This is a genomic window from Pseudomonas glycinae (assembly GCF_001594225.2).
Lineage (GTDB): Bacteria > Pseudomonadota > Gammaproteobacteria > Pseudomonadales > Pseudomonadaceae > Aquipseudomonas > Aquipseudomonas glycinae.
In genome coordinates this window covers 5,465,092-5,481,700 of sequence record NZ_CP014205.2, presented here as the reverse complement: position 1 = coordinate 5,481,700, position 16,609 = coordinate 5,465,092, and the positions used below count along the sequence as shown (strand labels likewise).

The following is a 16,609-nucleotide window of genomic DNA, read 5'->3' as shown; positions in this document are numbered from 1 at the left end:
TCAGGAGTTCGTTCGACATGCTGCATTTGTCCCGCCTTACCTCGCTGGCCCTGACGATCGCCCTGGTGATCGGCGCGCCTCTGGCGTTTGCCGCTCAACCGGCTCCGGCCGTCGCTCCGGCAGGTACTGCCGCGACTTCCAAGGCGCCGTTGCCGCTGGAAGAGCTGCGCACCTTTGCCGAGGTCATGGACCGGATCAAGGCCGCCTATGTCGAGCCGGTGGACGACAAGACCCTGCTGGAAAACGCGATCAAGGGCATGCTCAGCAACCTTGATCCGCACTCCGCCTACCTGGGCCCTGAAGACTTTGCCGAGTTGCAGGAAAGCACCAGCGGTGAATTCGGTGGCCTGGGCATCGAAGTCGGCGCCGAGGACGGCTTCATCAAGGTCGTGTCGCCGATCGATGACACTCCGGCGTCGAAGGCCGGCATCCAGGCCGGCGACTTCATCGTCAAGATCAACGGCGCGCCGACCCGCGGCCAGACCATGACCGAAGCCGTGGACAAGATGCGCGGCAAGATCGGCCAGAAGATCACCCTGACCCTGGTGCGCGACGGCGGCACGCCGTTCGATGTAACCCTGGCTCGCGCCGTGATCCAGGTGAAGAGCGTCAAGACGCAACTGCTGGAGTCGGGCTACGGCCTGATCCGCATCACTCAGTTCCAGGTCAAGACCGGCGAAGAAGTCTCCAAGGCCCTGGCCAAGCTGCGCAAGGACAATGGCAAGAAGCTCAACGGCATCATCCTCGACCTGCGCAACAACCCGGGTGGCGTGCTGCAGGCGGCGGTGGAAGTGGTCGACCACTTCATCACCAAAGGCCTGATCGTCTACACCAAGGGCCGGATCGCCAACTCCGAGCTGCGCTTCTCCGCCACCGGCAAGGACGAAAGCGAAGCCGTGCCGATGGTCGTGCTGATCAACGGTGGCAGTGCCTCGGCCTCGGAAATCGTCGCCGGCGCCCTGCAGGATCAGAAACGCGCCGTGGTCATGGGCACCACCAGTTTCGGCAAGGGCTCGGTACAGACCGTGCTGCCGCTGAACAACGACCGCGCACTGAAGATCACCACGGCGCTGTACTTCACGCCGAACGGCCGCTCGATCCAGGCCCAGGGCATCGTCCCGGACATCGAAGTACGCAAGGCCAAGATCACCAACGAAGCGGACGGCGACTACTTCAAGGAAGCGGACCTGCAAGGCCACCTGGGCAACGGCAACGGCGGCGCTGACAAACCGTCCGGCTCGGGCGGCAAGGCCAAGGCGATGCCGCAGGATGACGATTACCAGCTGGCCCAGGCATTGAGCCTGCTCAAAGGCCTGAGCATCACGTCCGGCCGTTGAGGATGTCCTTGCGTCTGGTCTTTGTCCTGCTGTGCTGTCTGGCGGGCGCTGCTCACGCAGAACCTGCCAGACCCACACCTCAAAAAGCCTACCTGACACTGATCATCGACGACCTGGGGCAGAACCTGCCCCGGGACCGCCGGGTGCTGGCCCTGCCCGGGCCGGTCACCACGGCGATCATGCCCGACACCCCGCACGCCACCGAATTTGCCCGCGAAGCCCATCGCGCCGGCAAGATCGTGATCCTGCACATGCCGATGGACCCGGCCACAGGCCCGTTCGCCTGGCATCCCGAACTGCCCATCGAAGAACTCGAGAAACGGCTGAACGCTGCGTTCAAAATGGTCCCCTACACCGCCGGCATCAACAACCATATGGGCAGTCGCATGACTGCGCAGCCGGTGGCCATGGCGTGGTTGATGGGCGAGTTGCAGCGCCGCCACAAGTTCTTCGTCGACAGCCGGACCAGCGCCCAGACTGTCGCTGCGCAGCAGGCACAGAAGATCGATCTGGCAAGTGTTTCGCGGGATGTATTTCTCGATGACGAGCGCACCGAAGCGGCGATCCTGACTCAATTGCAGACAGCAATCAGCCTGGCGCACAAGCAGGGTTCAGCCTTGATGATCGGACACCCTTATCCACAGACACTGGCGGTGCTGGAGCGGGAGCTGCCAAAGTTGAAAGCCCAAGGCATCGAGTGGATCGACATCAAGCAGATGATCAGCGTGCGCAGCAATCGCGCCATGGCCGCACACGGCAAAAACGGTGTCTACCGATAAATGCCCTGATACAACCGCTACACATAGTTATTGCCTGACGACTCGCCCGCATCTGGATAGTCACCCCTGTAATGGTTAGCGACTCTTGTGGGTCGCCTTGCAAACTTCAGGACTGACTATGACAGGCATCGACAGCAACACATTATCTGCGCAGCGAATGAAACCGATCCGGTTCGGCAATCTGCTGATCAATTTCACCAGCGAATTCCACCGGATCTGGGACAGCCGCGGCTCCGGTTCCGCGGTTGGCAGTTTTTGGCGCCCGGCTCCCGCTCCCGATCTGCTACCGGGGTATTTCCCGTTGGGGGATGTGGCCGTGACCGGGTACGAAAACGTCAATGGAAACAGAATCGTGGCTGTCGTCCGTGAAGGCGAGCCGCAAGGCGATGGCCCCTCCCGGAGCAACGCACTCAGCCCGCCCACGGACTACGAAAGAGTCTGGAAGGACGCCAACTCCGGAGCCGCCGCCGACTGCACGGTATGGCGCCCCATCCCTCCTCCCGGCTATGTGGCCATGGGGTTTGTCTGCTCCAACGGGCGCGACAAGCCATTACTCAATGCGATCCGCTGTGTCCGCGAAGATCTGGTCATGCCCGCAACCGTTGGCGATTTGATCTGGGATGACAAAGGCAGTGGCGCCAGGCAGAACTTCAGCGCCTGGGACATTGAACCTGCGCAGGCTGCTGCGGGTGAAATCCACTTTGCAGCGGGCACGTTCTTCGGAGTCCAGAGCCACTCCAAACCTGTGAATTCCACCGTCCACGCGTTGCGAATGCAGCTTCCCCGACAGTCAATACCTGCACCCGAGGCGCCTGAACTGTCGGGGTATGGAGCCCCTCCGGAACTGGCACCGGCCAAGGTCACACAGACCGTGCGAATTCCATGGTTCGCGGTAAACGATCAACTGTCCGCGGGCGAGCAGTTGTCCACTTCCCCGTTCTACCGTCTGGAACGCTCGGATCAATATGTCCTGGTGGGGCACGGCCACAACACCACTGATCTGCCACGGCCTTTCAAATGGAAAGCGGTTCGCACCCAGAACTCGCAGATGCAGCAGATTTTCAGCCGCCTCACCGCTATCGAGTTCTCGACAGCGTGGTCAGCGCTGCCTTCGAGCGCCCCCCCTGCCATCCGCTTCTCGGCACATCTGTACAAAGACTTTACCTACTGCGAGACATCAGCCAGCGGCTGGGATGAATCGCGCCCACTGGACATCGTCGCCATGGCTGCCAAACACAAGGCCGTGGCGGTCTATCAAATACAAAGTATCTATACGTTGAGGCGCGCAGACGGCACTCATGTAGCAGTGAGCGTGGGTTACACCGATGATGAAAGCCTTTACCTGACCGAGTATCCGCCAGAAAGCGACAGCACGCTGACCTTCACTCCGCAACTGGCGACAGAGCCACCTGCAAGCGAAAGCCATTCAGACAGTGACAGCGACAATATTGGCTTTGCCCCTCAACTGACGACAGAGGAAGAAGTCGCTACAAATACCGTCCCATGATCTCGTCGACCACACCGTCCTTGCGCATCTGATCCAGCTCGGCCTGCAACCGGGCAACCGTTGCATCGGGCACGTCCTTGTTCAATGCCAGATACAGTTCGGCACTGTTGAAGCGCAGTACGGTTTTCAACCCGGTCACCCCATCCTGCCGCGCCAGATAACGGCCGGCAGGATCGCCGGTGGCCCACAGATCGATCTGACCGCCGACGAGTTTCCTGGCGTTGTCCTGATCGCGCAGCACCAACACCGGCTTCAGGCCCTGTTTGGTCAACGTCTCGGCAATCGCATCGCCCTTGTAGGCGCCGATCTTGTATTTGCGCGCGTCATTGAGGGTTTCGAGGGTGATTTTGCTGTCGGCCCTGGCCAGCATGACCCAGTCGTCCGGCCCGATCGGGCCGACCCACTTGAAGAGCTTTTCGCGATCCGGCAGGCGCGCCATGACGAACGCTCCGTAACCGGGATTCTCCAGCGCCAGCTTGTAGACCCGCTCCCAGGGGAAGCGCAGGGTCAGGCTGTAAGTGATGCCGGCACGCTTGAACATCTCGCGCACGATGTCCGTGGCGATGCCATTGATGTTTTCATCCTGGGCGAAATTCTTGCCGTTCTTCGCCATGTTGTACGGCGGGAAGTTTTCGGTGAGGAGCACCAGATCGGTGTCGGGACTTTCCTCGGCGTGGCCGGTGTTGATCAACAACACGGAGGCACTGGCGAGGGCGAGAAGCAGGCGTTTGATCATGTCGGGCTACCGAAATCCATGGCGTGCCCAAGAGTGCCTTGGGTACGCCATGCTGTCCACTGGCCTGTATGGATGTTTAACGCATTACGATGCCGCGGTGCGCCATGTAGGCCTTGGCTTCCTGAACGGTGTATTCGCCGAAGTGGAAAATACTCGCCGCCAGTACTGCACTGGCGTGGCCTTCAAGGATGCCGTCCGCCAGATGCTGCAGGTTGCCGACGCCGCCGGAAGCGATCACCGGAATGCCCAGCGCATCGCTGATGGCGCGGGTCACGCCGAGGTCAAAACCGTTTTTCATGCCGTCCTGATCCATGCTGGTCAGGAGGATTTCACCGGCACCCAGGCCTTCCATTTTCTTCGCCCACTCGACCGCGTCGAGGCCGGTCGGCTTGCGGCCGCCGTGGGTGAAAATTTCCCAGCGCGGGGTTTCGCCCGGGCCGGACACCTTCTTCGCGTCGATGGCGACGACGATGCATTGCGAGCCGAAATGCTGCGCCGCTTCGCCGACGAACTCCGGGTTGAACACGGCAGCGGTGTTGATCGACACCTTGTCCGCACCGGCATTGAGCAGGTTGCGAATGTCCTGCACGGTACGCACGCCACCGCCGACGGTCAGCGGGATGAATACCTGGCTGGCCATGCGCTCGACGGTGTGCAGCGTGGTGTCACGACCATCGACGCTGGCGGTGATGTCGAGAAAGGTAATCTCGTCAGCACCCTGCTCGTCGTAGCGACGGGCGATTTCCACCGGGTCGCCGGCGTCACGGATGTTCTCGAACTTCACACCTTTGACGACCCGGCCGTTGTCCACGTCCAGGCAAGGGATGATGCGTTTGGCCAGCGCCATGGTCAGTCCTCAGCCTTGATACGAGTCGCAGAAAGCTTGCGCTTCGGCGACGTCGAGAGTGCCTTCGTAGATCGCCCGGCCGGTGATGGCGCCGATGATGCCTGGCGCCTTGGCGTCGAGCAGCGACTTGATATCACCGAGGTTGTGAATGCCGCCGGAAGCGATCACCGGGATCTTGGTGGCAGCCGCCAGCGCAGCGGTGAACGGCACGTTGCAGCCCTGCATCATGCCGTCTTTGGCGATGTCGGTATAAACGATCGAGGACACGCCGTCGGCTTCGAACTGCTTGGCCAGGTCGATGACCTGCACGGTGCTGATTTCAGCCCAGCCATCGGTGGCGACAAAACCGTCCTTGGCATCCAGACCGACGATGATCTTGCCCGGGAACGCGCGGCAGGCTTCAGCGACAAACGCCGGATCCTTCACCGCTTTGGTGCCGATGATCACGTAGCTGACACCCGCCTTGACGTAGTGCTCGATGGTTTCCAGCGAACGGATGCCGCCGCCGATCTGGATCGGCAGAGTCGGGTAGCGCTTGGCGATCGCGGTCACCACTTCGCCGTTGACCGGCTGGCCTTCGAAAGCGCCGTTCAGGTCGACCAGATGCAGACGACGGCAGCCGCCCTCCACCCACTTGGCAGCCATGCTCACCGGGTCATCGGAGAACACTGTGGAATCTTCCATGCGGCCCTGGCGCAGACGTACGCAGGCACCGTCTTTAAGATCGATAGCGGGAATAATCAGCATGCTTTTTCCTTCGTCAAAAGAGCTGCAAGCTGCAAGCCATAAGCTGCAAGCGCGCACGCGTGTGTACTTCTTGCAGCTTGCAGCTTGAAGCTTGCCGCTGCCCTAATTCTTCTCGAGCGCCCACAGGTCGCTTTCGATGCTTTCAAACCGCTCCTTGAGGTGGGTCTGCACATCGAAAATCGCCCTGTTGTAATAGTGCGGAGCAATTTCGCGGGTAAACAGCTCAAGAATTTCCGCCGCCTCGAACGAACCCAGGTCCAGTTCGAAACGATCCTCCATGAACCGCTGAATCTTGCGGTTGGCCTCGCTCTCCTGCTCGGGAGTGAGGGTCAGGATCGGCGGTTTGGATTTCTTGACGGCCATTTACCAGCGACCGTCCCACGCCGCGAAGTTCTGCAGCAATTGCAGGCCATGGGTATGGCTCTTCTCCGGGTGGAACTGCACGGCGAAACGCGAACCTTCGGCCAGCGCCGCGGCGAAATCGACGCCGTAATGACCGCTGCCGACCACCTGCCGCGGGTTGCCGGCGGCGATGTAGTAGCTGTGCACGAAGTAGAAACGCGCCAGGTCCGGAATGTTGTGCCACAGCGGGTGATCCACCGCCTGCTTCACTTCGTTCCAGCCCATGTGCGGGACTTTAAGGTGTTCGCCGTCTTCATGCAGGTCTTTGCCGAAGAACTTCACCGCGCCCGGGAACAGGCCGATGCAGTCGACGCCGTCGTTCTCTTCGCTGGAGTCGAGCAAGGCTTGCATGCCGACGCAGATGCCGAGGAACGGACGGTCTTGGCTGACTTCACGTACCAGCGAATCGAAACCGAGGCGACGGATCTCCGCCATGCAATCGCGAATCGCGCCGACACCGGGGAACACCACGCGGTCGGCTTCGCGGATCACTGCCGCATCGCTGGTGATCAGCACCTTGCCGGCACCGACGTGCTCGAGGGCCTTGGCCACCGAGTGCAGGTTGCCCATGCCGTAATCGATAACTGCGACCGTCTGCATTACAGGACGCCCTTGGTCGAAGGCATCTGGCCGGCCATGCGCTCGTCCAGCTCGACGGCCATGCGCAGTGCGCGGCCGAAAGCCTTGAACACGGTTTCGATCTGGTGGTGGGTGTTGGTGCCGCGCAAGTTGTCGATGTGCAGGCTGACCAGCGCGTGGTTGACGAAGCCCTGGAAGAATTCCTGGAACAGGTCGACGTCGAAGCCGCCAACGGTGGCGCGGGTGTACGGCACGTGCATCTGCAGGCCCGGACGGCCGGAGAAGTCGATCACCACGCGCGACAGCGCTTCATCAAGCGGCACGTAGGCGTGGCCGTAGCGACGAATGCCTTTCTTGTCGCCAATGGCTTGCGCGAAGGCCTGGCCGAGGGTGATACCGACGTCTTCCACCGTATGGTGGTCGTCGATATGCAGATCGCCCTTGCATTGGATATCCAGGTCGATCAACCCGTGACGGGCGATCTGATCCAGCATGTGCTCAAGAAAAGGAACACCGATATCGAATCGGGCCTTTCCGGTGCCATCAAGGTTGATCGAGGCTTTGATCTGGGTTTCCAGAGTGTCGCGCTCGACAGACGCCTTACGTTCGGCCATCACCAGCTCCGCAAAATCATTGGGCGAAAAAGGCAGCCATTATAGGGGCGCGGGGCCGAAACAGAAACACGAGAGGTGGAATGACTGACGGATAGAACTCTGTGCTGTCGGGGATAGACATGTCCATACAAGCGTTGAATGGCGCTGATCGCTCCCACGCTCTGCGTGGGAGTGCAGCCCCGGACGCTCTGCGTCCACTTCGAATGTGACGCAGAGCGTCACAGGGAGACATTCCCACGCAGAGCGTGGGAACGATCAGGTGTAAACGAACTTAGTGGAACAGAACCGCCGTCTTCTGCAGGGTCACCCACACACCCCACGCCAACGGAATCCCCACCACCAGCCACGCAGCGATCGCCAGCGGCTTGCTGCCCGGCGCGGCTTTCCACTCCAGCACGGTGCTGCCGTCAGCACCCTTGTCGTGACCCAGCGCCTGTTCGGCGGCCAGTTCGGCGTCGGTCATGAAGTACTTGTCCGCCACCGGGCGCACCAGCAGGTTGCACAGGAAGCCCAGCACCAGCAGGCCGGCGAGGATGTACAGGGTGATGTCGTAAGCGGCGGCGCGTTCAACGCCGATGCTCAGCTGATACTCACGCAGGTAGTTCACCAGCACCGGACCCAGCACGCCAGCGGCGGCCCAGGCAGTCAGCAGACGACCGTGGATAGCGCCCACCATCTGCGTACCGAACAGGTCGGCCAGATAGGCCGGAACGGTCGCAAAACCGCCGCCGTACATCGACAGGATGATGCAGAACGCCGCCACGAACAGCGCAACGTTGCCCAGGTGACCGAGGTTCGGGATCAGTGCGTACAGCGCAAAGCCCAGTGCGAAGAACACGAAGTAGGTGTTCTTGCGGCCCAGGTAGTCCGAGAACGACGCCCAGAAGAAGCGACCGCCGATGTTGAACAGGCTCAGCAGACCGGTGAAACCGGCCGCAATCGCTGCGATGGAAGCCAGTTGACCGGCATCCAGCTGACCGAACGGCAGATCGTTGCCCAGCAGCTTGCCACCGAACACTTCCTGCAACAGTGGCGAAGCCATGCCGAGGATGCCGATACCGGCAGACACGTTCAGGCACAGCACCAGCCACACCAGGCGGAATTGCGGGGTTTTCCACGCCACATTCACGTGAACGTGACGGTGGGTGATCATCGCGTTCGACGCTTTCTTCGCCGGCGCGGTCCAGCCTTCAGGCTTCCAGCCGGTTGGCGGTACGCGGTAGGCCAAGGCGCCACCGATCATGAACACGAAGTAGATTGCGGCCATGGCCACGAAGCTCTGCCACACGCCCACGCCAGTCGGCGAAGCGAAATGGCTCATCAGAGCGGTCGCCAGTGGTGCACCAACCATCGCGCCACCGCCGAAGCCCATGATCGCCATGCCGGTCGCCATGCCGCGCTTGTCCGGGAACCATTTGATCAGGGTCGAGACCGGCGAGATGTAGCCCAGACCCAGACCGATACCGCCGATCACGCCGGAGCCGATCCACATCAGCCAGATCTGGTGGGTATAGATACCCAGCGCAGAAATCAGCAGACCGCCGCACCAGCAAAGTGCCGATACAACGCCGGCCTTGCGTGGTCCTGCGTGTTCAAGCCAGCCACCCCAGATCGCTGCCGAGCAGCCGAGGAAGATGAAGAACAGGGTGTAGATCCAGCCGAGCATGGAGATCGGCCAGTCACATTGCGACGAGAAGACTTGTGCGATGAAGCTCATGTCCGGTGCGCAAGCCACCGGAGCGGTGACGCCCAGTGCCTTGGACAGCGGCAACCAGAACACCGAGAAGCCGTAGGCCATGCCGATGCACAGGTGAATGGCCAGAGCGGCCGGCGGCACCAGCCAACGGTTGAAACCGGGCTTGGCGATGATGCGTTCCTTGGACAGGAACCCGGGCTGATCGGCTTTGAAGCCGTCCGCCGTAATGGTCGTGCTCATTGTGTATCCCCCAATTATTAGTATGGTTCGCCAGCCACTGCCCACCCCGGCCTTTATGCACGCAGGCATGACCGTTTTTTGCGGGTGAAGCTCCTTGAAAGCGCGACGTTAAGTCGCAGATGGGCGGACGAACGGGCGAAGGTTACCATTTGCACGTGACAGAAAAACCAAACTGATATCACCTTTTTTGAGTCATCTGATCTCATGACGCCGGGGAACCCCGATGCCGACCGTTGTCGAAGCGCTGTACATCACGGTTCAGCAGCGTGCAGGGGACACCGCAACAGCGCGGGTTGATGCAGCGCTATACTCCCCGGCTAAATTACGAATTCGACTACTTACAAGGACTCGCCCATGAAAGCGTTCGGCAAAATCCTGGGTCTGGTACTTCTCGGGCTGTTGCTGATCATTGTGGCGGCGGGCTTCGCCCTGACCCACCTGTTTGATCCCAACGACTACAAAGACGAGATCCGCCAGATTGCCCGCGACAAGGCCCACATCGAGCTGACGCTCAATGGCGACATCGGCTGGAGCCTGTTCCCGTGGCTCGGCCTGGAACTGCACGAGGCCAGTGTCGCGACCCTGGCCAAACCTGCCGAACCGTTCGCCGACCTGCAGATGCTCGGCCTGTCCGTGCGCGTGCTGCCGCTGCTGCGCCGCGAGGTGCAAATGAGCGACGTGCGCGTCGAAGGCCTGAACCTGCGCCTGAACCGTGACAAGAATGGTCATGGCAACTGGGAAGACATCGGCAAGGTGCCGGCTCCCGCCGGCAGCACACCGCCTGCGACCGCCGGGGAAGCGTCTCCAGCAACACCGGTCCCGGTGGAAAAACCGGCCCAGCCGATCCGCCTCGACATCGACAGCCTGACCGTCAACAACGCCCGCGTGGAATACAACGACGAGCTGACCGGCAAGCAATTCAGCGCCGAAAGCATTCAGCTGAGCACCGGCGCGGTTCACGATTCGACCAACATCCCGGTCAAGGCCACCGCGTTCCTCGGCACCAACCAGCCAGTGCTGCGGGTGCGCACCGAGCTCAACGGCGAGCTGCGCTTCGAGCGCGCCCTGCAACGCTACAAGTTCGAAGACCTGAAGCTGTCCGGCGAAGTCGCCGGCGATCCGCTGCAGGGCAAGACCGTAACCTTTGCCGCCCAGGGCCAATTGTTGCTGGACAAGGCCGCCAACGTCGCCGAATGGACCGGCATCAAACTGTCGGTCAATCAGTTGCGTGCCCTCGGCGAGCTGAAGGCCAATGACCTGGACAAGACGCCACAGATCAGCGGCGGGATTTCCATCGCCCAGTTCGACCTGGCGAAATTCGTCGACAGCATCGGTCAGACCCTGCCGGCCATGGCCGAAGGCAGCCTGAGCAAGGTTGAACTGGTCAGCCGTGTCGCCGCGACGCCGACCAGCGTGGCGCTGGACAACATCAACCTGAAACTCGACGACAGCAGCTTCAGCGGCCGCATCGCCGTCGAGGATTTCGCCAAACAATCGCTGCGGGCGGTCCTCAAGGCCGACACCTTCAACGTCGACCGCTACCTGCCGCCGAAATCGGAAAAAGCCAATAACGCCACTCAGGTTCGTCAGGCCGAAGTCGCCAGTGCCGAGGCCGATGCGATGGCGGGTGCCGGCAGCACACCGCTGCCGGAGAAACCGAGCAAAAGCGCCTGGAGCACCGAGCGCCTGTTCCCGGTCGAGCGCCTGAGCAAGCTCGACGTGAACGCTGACCTGACCTTCGGCCAGTTGACCCTCGACAAATTGCCGATCCAGAACGCCGCACTGAAAGCCACCGGCCAGGGCGGCCTGCTGACTCTGGAGAACCTGCGCGGCGAGCTGTACAACGGCGACTTCGAAGCCAAGGGCACACTGGACGTGCGCCAGACCGCGCCGGTGCTGAACCTGCAAACCCGGATCAACCGCGTGCCAGTGGAGAAAATCCTCGAAAGCCAGGGCAAGAACCCGCCGGTCAAGGGTCTGGTCAATCTCACCAGCACCGTCACCGGCAGCGGCAACAGCCAGCAGGCGCTGATCGAAACCCTCAACGGCAACGCCAGTTTCGTGATCAACAACGGCGTGCTGCTCAACGCCAACCTTGAGCAGCAACTGTGCAAGGGCATCGCCACCCTCAACCGAAAATCCCTGAGCGGCGAGCCGCGGGGCAAGGACACACCGTTCCAGGAGCTCAAGGGCAACCTGACCTTCCGCAACGGCGTGGCCAGCAACCCGGACCTGAAAGTGCGCATCCCCGGCATGAGCGTCAACGGTGACGGCGATATCGACCTCAAGGTGCTGGGCATGGACTATCGCGTCGGCATCATCGTCGAAGGCGACACCAGCGCCATGCCTGACCCGGCCTGCCAGGTCGGCGACAAATTCGTCGGCATCGAATGGCCGCTGCGTTGCCGTGGCCCACTGGAACTGGGCGCCAAGGCCTGCCGCGTGGACAACGAACGGATGGGCCAGGTCGCGAGCAAACTGGCCGGCGACAAGCTCAGCGAAAAGATCGACGAGAAACTGGGCGACAAAGTCAGCCCGGAACTGAAAAACGCATTGAAGGGGCTGTTCAAGCGATGAGAGCGGAGCAGTTTTCCACGGCGGTGCTGGAATGGTACGACCGCCACGGCCGCCATGATTTGCCCTGGCAACAGAACATCAACCCGTACCGGGTGTGGGTGTCCGAGATCATGTTGCAGCAGACCCAGGTCAGCACCGTGCTCAATTACTTCGACCGCTTCATGGCCGCCCTGCCGACGGTCGAAGCCCTGGCCGAAGCGCCGGAAGACGAAGTACTGCACCTGTGGACCGGGCTCGGTTACTACACCCGCGCGCGCAATCTGCAGAAGACCGCGAAGATCGTCGTCAGCCAGTACGGTGGCGAGTTCCCCCGCGATGTCGAGAAGCTCACGGATTTGCCGGGCATCGGCCTGTCGACTGCCGGCGCGATCGCCAGCATCAGCATGGGCCTGCGCGCGCCGATCCTCGACGGCAACGTCAAACGGGTGCTGGCGCGCTTTACCGCGCAGGAGGGCTACCCCGGCGAACCGAAGGTTGCCAAACAGCTGTGGGCCAACGCCGAGCGCTTCACGCCGCAGGATCGGGTCAACGCCTACACCCAGGCGATGATGGACCTGGGCGCCACGCTCTGCACCCGCAGCAAGCCGAGCTGTCTGCTGTGTCCGCTGAAAAAGGGTTGCGAAGCGCACATGCTCGGCCTGGAGACGCGGTACCCGATCCCCAAGCCGCGCAAGGCCATCCCGCAGAAACGCACGCTGATGCCGCTGCTGGCCAACGAGGACGGCGCGATTTTGCTTTATCGCCGCCCGTCCAGCGGATTGTGGGGTGGATTGTGGAGCCTGCCGGAACTCGACGACCTCGACGACCTGCAGCACCTCGCCGCGCAGCACTCGCTGGAACTGGGCGAGCAGCAGGCGCTGCCGAGCCTGGTCCACACCTTCAGCCACTTCCAGTTGTCCATCGAACCCTGGCTGGTTCTGGTGCAGGAAGCCGGCGGCCACGTGGCCGAGGCCGACTGGCTCTGGTATAACCTCGCCACCCCGCCGCGCCTGGGCCTCGCCGCCCCGGTCAAGACCTTGCTCGAACGCGCGGCCGCCGTCTTGAATGCAGGAGAGTCGACATGACCCGCACCGTAATGTGCCGCAAGTACAAAGAACAACTCGAAGGTCTGGAGCGCCCACCGTACCCGGGCGCCAAGGGCCAGGATATTTTCGAACACGTCTCGGCCAAGGCCTGGGCTGACTGGCAGAAACACCAGACCCTGCTGATCAACGAAAAACGCCTGAACATGATGAACGCCGAAGACCGCAAATTTCTTCAGGGCGAAATGGACAAGTACTTCTCCGGCGAGGAATACGCTCAGGCCGAAGGCTACGTTCCGCCTGCAGAGTAAAACCCGCGAAATCGGGGGTCGGATCGTAAGCGACGGAATTAATTTAAGAAATTTTAAAAAAGTGTTTGACGTAAATCCGAAAAACCCTTTTAATGCGCCCCGTTGCCCAGATAGCTCAGTCGGTAGAGCAGGGGATTGAAAATCCCCGTGTCGGCGGTTCGATTCCGTCTCTGGGCACCAAATACCGAAAACCCTGAATCGCAAGATTCAGGGTTTTTTTATGCCTGCGATTTGATGGCGACCGGATCCCGCTCTTCTTGCAGGCCGGAATTCGCGATACGTTGCTCAACCCTTACGGAAGAGGGTCATCCCGCGATGAACCAGAAGAGAACCCGCGTTCCCCTGCCCCATCCCGCGCCGCCCGTAAAACGCACCGACTGGCTGATGATCGCGCTCGGCCTGGTGCTGATCCTGTGCATCGGACTGATCGCCTATGAAACCGTGGACGGTCTGATTCAGGGGCGCATCGGCAACATGGCACGCGGCAAACGCTTCGCCGTGTATTCGTTGAGCACACAACCCAGCAGCTTCTGGTTTGCCGTCGCCGCGCATTGCCTCCTCGCCCTCTTTCTGTCGGGCGCCGCCTGGGTATTGATCTGGCTGGGCCGCACGGCAACGGTCGCGCCATCCCGGCGCGACCGTCAGCAACGCTAGCTGTTGTCGTTCCAGTGGAACACCAGATTGCGCGCAACACCGCCGCCAATTTCCGCCGCATCCCGGCGCGTTTCACCATTGCGGGTCGCGACGACCGTATATTTGCCGGGCGGTAACTGCACGTACACCAATGGCCCGGTTTGACTCAGCGTCAGCACGGTCTGGCCGGGTGCTTTTTGAATCATCACATCGACATCGGCGGTGTATTGATTTTGCATGCCGACAGCGAACGTCATGTGCAGGTTGTAGCCCGCGGATTGCTGAATGGCTTTCGACTCATCTTCACCAATCCCGCCGGCCAGATAGCGAACACCGTTTTGCTCTTGCTGCTGAACCTGCACGGCGGAACTGTCGATCGGCTCCAGGCTTGCAGCCTGCGCCATGATCGGAAACAGCAGCACCGCCGCAGCGGCAAGGGGCAGCACGAATGAAAGAACGCGTTTCATGAGGACGACTCCCGGGCTCTCGCGGAACCCAATCGTTACCTCTTTTTAGATTTTGTCTTGCGGGGTGGGTTTTAGAACGATTGGGAGTTGCGGTTGATACGAAAAGGACTACAGAAAACTCCATCAACGATTCGCGCCGCATTGCGTCTCGAATTAGCGATTGCCTGATCAACCTGCGAATTGGGTACTCACTGCGTTCCAATTCGTTGCATACCCACTCACTTGAAGTTCATCCTCGACCCGTCCCCGAAAGTCTGGATCGCCATGAACCTACAAAGCGCGACACTGCCACTCGGTCAGCTGTCAGCAGAAAGCGAGCCCTTCCACGAGCCCGCCGCCGACGGCTATCTGCTCGGCGGTTTCACCTGGCGCCACGCTTCGCCCGATCCACAGCGCCCAGTGGTCATCATCAACGCCGCCACGTCCGTGCGCTGCCGCCACTACTCGCGCTTCGCGGCGTATCTGTTCGCCAACGGCTTCGACGTGATCATTTACGACTACCGCGGCATTGGCGAGTCGCGGCCGAAGTCGATGAGGCATTTGCAGGCTTCATGGACGGATTGGGGCGCGCTGGATTTCGAGGCGATGCTCAAACGCGCGCAACGGGAGTTTCCCGGCCAGCCGATCGATGTGGTCGGGCACAGCTTTGGTGGCTGCGCAGCAGGCCTGGGGGCCTCCGGACAGGTAATCCGACGACTAGTGACGGTCGGCGCGCAATTCGCTTATTGGCGCGATTACGCGCCCGAGCACCGCTGGCGGATGTTCGGAAAATGGCATCTGCTGATGCCGCTGGTCACGCTGTTGTGTGGCTACTTTCCGGGCAAACGACTTGGCTGGCTGGAAGACACGCCCGCCGGCGTGGTGCGCGACTGGAGCACGCCGGCCGCACGTTATGAGCGGCGCCCGAGCGGTAGAAAGATGGCGGACTTGCCGTTCGCCAACGTCCGGGCCAAAGCCTTGGCAATCAGCATCAGCGACGATCCCTACGGCACGATTCCCGCCATCGAACGCCTGCTCGCTTACTTCCACAACGCGCAAAAGACCCACCTGCGAATCGAGCCGCAGGACATCGGCGAACAGCACGTCGGACATTTCGCCTTTTTTCGCAGCGCATACCAAGCCACACTATGGCCCATCGCTCTGACCTGGCTGCAGACCGGCGAACTGGCCTCCGACACACCGGGGCGCAAGATCCCACGCAGCCAAGCCCTTTAACGCACCACGGAACACACACCATGGCTTCCGCCAACAAGCAGCAAAAACGCGCCGCCCGGGCCAAGACCAAGGCCAAGCAGAACCGCACCAAACGTGCGGAAGCGCTGGTCGAGCTGGACCCGAACGACGACCGCATCGATTTCGAGTCGGTAGACCTCACCGAACTGTTCAAGAAAATGATCGACGCCGAAAAGATCAGCCAGCAGGCCCTGTGCACCGCGTTCCTCGAAGACCCGCTGCTGGAGCTGGTGTACGAGCAGGAAGGCGAAGAAGGCGCAATGGACTTCATCCTCGCCGCGCTGATCGAGTACCGCCAGTGGTCCACCGAGACTGACGAGGCTGGCGCTCTGGCGTGGATCGAATCGCCGGATTTCCAGAAAGACTATGTGGCCGCGTCCGACGCAATCGCCGCACAAACCCAACAGAAAAACTGAGTTCCCATGGCATCCCTGAACAAGCAACAGAAACGCGCCAAACGCGCCAAGGCCAAAGCCAAGCAGATCCGCATGGTCGGTCGCAAACCCCTGGCGCAGGACGATGACCTTGGCCATCTGGCCGAGCCGATCCCGGAATACACCTTGGCGATGTTCAGCAAGATGCGCGACGCCGAAGCCGTCAGCCGCAACGAAATGCTGCTGACGCTGCTCCGCGAGCTGGCGTTCATCATCGTCGATCATCCTGATCTGCTGGACATGGAAAACGCCGAGAACGAAGGCATGGCCGCCACTCACCTGGCCGCCGACATGCTGATCGACTACCGCATGTGGGCCGACGGCATGGATCGCGAGACCGCCCAGGCCTGGCTGAGCGAACCGCAGTTCATCAGCGATTTCGGGATTGCGCTGGACACCTACGGTCAGTCGGTGGAAACGCAGGAAGAGAAGAGCGAATAAACCGCTC

At 61.3% G+C, this 16,609-nt stretch carries 18 protein-coding genes and 1 tRNA gene; 11 read left to right on the top strand and 8 right to left on the bottom strand.

What is annotated here, in order from left to right; translation table 11 throughout:
- Nucleotides 1-17: 17 nt before the first annotated feature.
- The 3 genes from AWU82_RS25075 (at nt 18) to AWU82_RS25065 (ending at nt 3,623) form a co-directional block, all read left to right on the top strand.
- A complete protein-coding gene (locus AWU82_RS25075; RefSeq protein ID WP_064382796.1) occupies nt 18-1,337 on the top strand; it encodes a S41 family peptidase in 1,320 nt (439 codons plus the stop codon).
- A 2-nt stretch (nt 1,338-1,339) separates the two neighbouring features.
- Nucleotides 1,340-2,116, top strand: coding sequence for a divergent polysaccharide deacetylase family protein (locus AWU82_RS25070; protein ID WP_064382795.1), 777 nt, complete (start codon nt 1,340-1,342; stop codon nt 2,114-2,116).
- Nucleotides 2,117-2,234: 118 nt separating this feature from the next.
- Entirely contained in the window at nt 2,235-3,623 is a 1,389-nt protein-coding gene (locus AWU82_RS25065) for a Vps62-related protein (RefSeq protein WP_064382794.1), read from the top strand.
- Here AWU82_RS25065 and AWU82_RS25060 read toward each other — a convergent pair.
- The 7 genes from AWU82_RS25060 to AWU82_RS25030 all read right to left on the bottom strand — a co-directional run bounded on the left by AWU82_RS25060 (nt 3,604) and on the right by AWU82_RS25030 (nt 9,484).
- Nucleotides 3,604-4,359, bottom strand: coding sequence for a substrate-binding periplasmic protein (locus AWU82_RS25060; protein WP_064382793.1), 756 nt, complete (start codon nt 4,357-4,359; stop codon nt 3,604-3,606). The two genes, AWU82_RS25065 and AWU82_RS25060, sit on opposite strands and share 20 nt — an antisense overlap.
- Nucleotides 4,360-4,435: 76 nt before the next feature.
- Entirely contained in the window at nt 4,436-5,206 is a 771-nt protein-coding gene (gene hisF, locus AWU82_RS25055) for an imidazole glycerol phosphate synthase subunit HisF (RefSeq protein ID WP_007897430.1), read from the bottom strand.
- A gap of 9 nt (nt 5,207-5,215) precedes the next feature.
- Complete coding sequence (hisA, locus tag AWU82_RS25050; protein ID WP_003220753.1) at nt 5,216-5,953, bottom strand: 1-(5-phosphoribosyl)-5-[(5-phosphoribosylamino)methylideneamino]imidazole-4-carboxamide isomerase; 738 nt, start codon at nt 5,951-5,953, stop codon at nt 5,216-5,218.
- A gap of 102 nt (nt 5,954-6,055) precedes the next feature.
- Complete coding sequence (locus tag AWU82_RS25045; protein ID WP_011332018.1) at nt 6,056-6,316, bottom strand: DUF2164 domain-containing protein; 261 nt, start codon at nt 6,314-6,316, stop codon at nt 6,056-6,058.
- Nucleotides 6,317-6,955, bottom strand: a complete 639-nt coding sequence (gene hisH / locus AWU82_RS25040; RefSeq protein ID WP_007952546.1) for an imidazole glycerol phosphate synthase subunit HisH — start codon at nt 6,953-6,955, stop codon at nt 6,317-6,319.
- Nucleotides 6,955-7,548 carry an imidazoleglycerol-phosphate dehydratase HisB gene (gene hisB / locus AWU82_RS25035; protein ID WP_039764670.1) on the bottom strand — a complete coding sequence of 198 codons (594 nt, stop codon included), beginning with the start codon at nt 7,546-7,548 and terminating at the stop codon, nt 6,955-6,957. Before hisB ends, hisH begins: the two co-directional genes overlap by 1 nt.
- A gap of 271 nt (nt 7,549-7,819) precedes the next feature.
- Nucleotides 7,820-9,484 carry an OFA family MFS transporter gene (locus AWU82_RS25030; protein ID WP_039764668.1) on the bottom strand — a complete coding sequence of 555 codons (1,665 nt, stop codon included), beginning with the start codon at nt 9,482-9,484 and terminating at the stop codon, nt 7,820-7,822.
- 354 nt (nt 9,485-9,838) lie between these two features.
- Between AWU82_RS25030 and AWU82_RS25025 the strand changes: the two genes are divergently transcribed.
- The 5 genes from AWU82_RS25025 (at nt 9,839) to AWU82_RS25005 (ending at nt 14,048) form a co-directional block, all read left to right on the top strand.
- Nucleotides 9,839-12,061 (top strand): AsmA family protein, encoded by a 2,223-nt coding sequence (locus AWU82_RS25025; protein WP_064382792.1) that lies wholly within the window; start codon nt 9,839-9,841, stop codon nt 12,059-12,061.
- Nucleotides 12,058-13,125 carry an A/G-specific adenine glycosylase gene (gene mutY / locus AWU82_RS25020; RefSeq protein ID WP_064382791.1) on the top strand — a complete coding sequence of 356 codons (1,068 nt, stop codon included), beginning with the start codon at nt 12,058-12,060 and terminating at the stop codon, nt 13,123-13,125. The genes AWU82_RS25025 and mutY overlap by 4 nt, the downstream gene beginning before the upstream one ends.
- Complete coding sequence (locus AWU82_RS25015; RefSeq protein ID WP_007952551.1) at nt 13,122-13,394, top strand: oxidative damage protection protein; 273 nt, start codon at nt 13,122-13,124, stop codon at nt 13,392-13,394. Before mutY ends, AWU82_RS25015 begins: the two co-directional genes overlap by 4 nt.
- A 104-nt stretch (nt 13,395-13,498) precedes the next feature.
- Nucleotides 13,499-13,574, top strand: a tRNA-Phe gene (locus AWU82_RS25010).
- Between the two features lie 135 nt (nt 13,575-13,709).
- Nucleotides 13,710-14,048 (top strand): hypothetical protein, encoded by a 339-nt coding sequence (locus tag AWU82_RS25005; protein ID WP_064382790.1) that lies wholly within the window; start codon nt 13,710-13,712, stop codon nt 14,046-14,048.
- On the opposite strand, the gene AWU82_RS25000 is transcribed toward AWU82_RS25005, so the two are convergent.
- Nucleotides 14,045-14,494, bottom strand: a complete 450-nt coding sequence (locus tag AWU82_RS25000) for a hypothetical protein (RefSeq protein ID WP_064382789.1) — start codon at nt 14,492-14,494, stop codon at nt 14,045-14,047. The two genes, AWU82_RS25005 and AWU82_RS25000, sit on opposite strands and share 4 nt — an antisense overlap.
- A 264-nt stretch (nt 14,495-14,758) precedes the next feature.
- Between AWU82_RS25000 and AWU82_RS24995 the strand changes: the two genes are divergently transcribed.
- The 3 genes from AWU82_RS24995 to AWU82_RS24985 are packed head-to-tail and all read left to right on the top strand — an operon-like array spanning nt 14,759 to nt 16,602.
- The gene (locus tag AWU82_RS24995; protein ID WP_064382788.1) at nt 14,759-15,709 is read left to right on the top strand and encodes an alpha/beta hydrolase family protein; all 951 of its coding nucleotides are present in this window, start codon (nt 14,759-14,761) and stop codon (nt 15,707-15,709) included.
- A 20-nt stretch (nt 15,710-15,729) separates the two neighbouring features.
- Nucleotides 15,730-16,143, top strand: a complete 414-nt coding sequence (locus AWU82_RS24990) for a hypothetical protein (RefSeq protein WP_064382787.1) — start codon at nt 15,730-15,732, stop codon at nt 16,141-16,143.
- Between the two features lie 6 nt (nt 16,144-16,149).
- Nucleotides 16,150-16,602: a hypothetical protein gene (locus AWU82_RS24985; RefSeq protein ID WP_064382786.1), complete on the top strand. Its 453-nt coding sequence runs from the start codon at nt 16,150-16,152 to the stop codon at nt 16,600-16,602.
- Nucleotides 16,603-16,609: the final 7 nt, after the last annotated feature.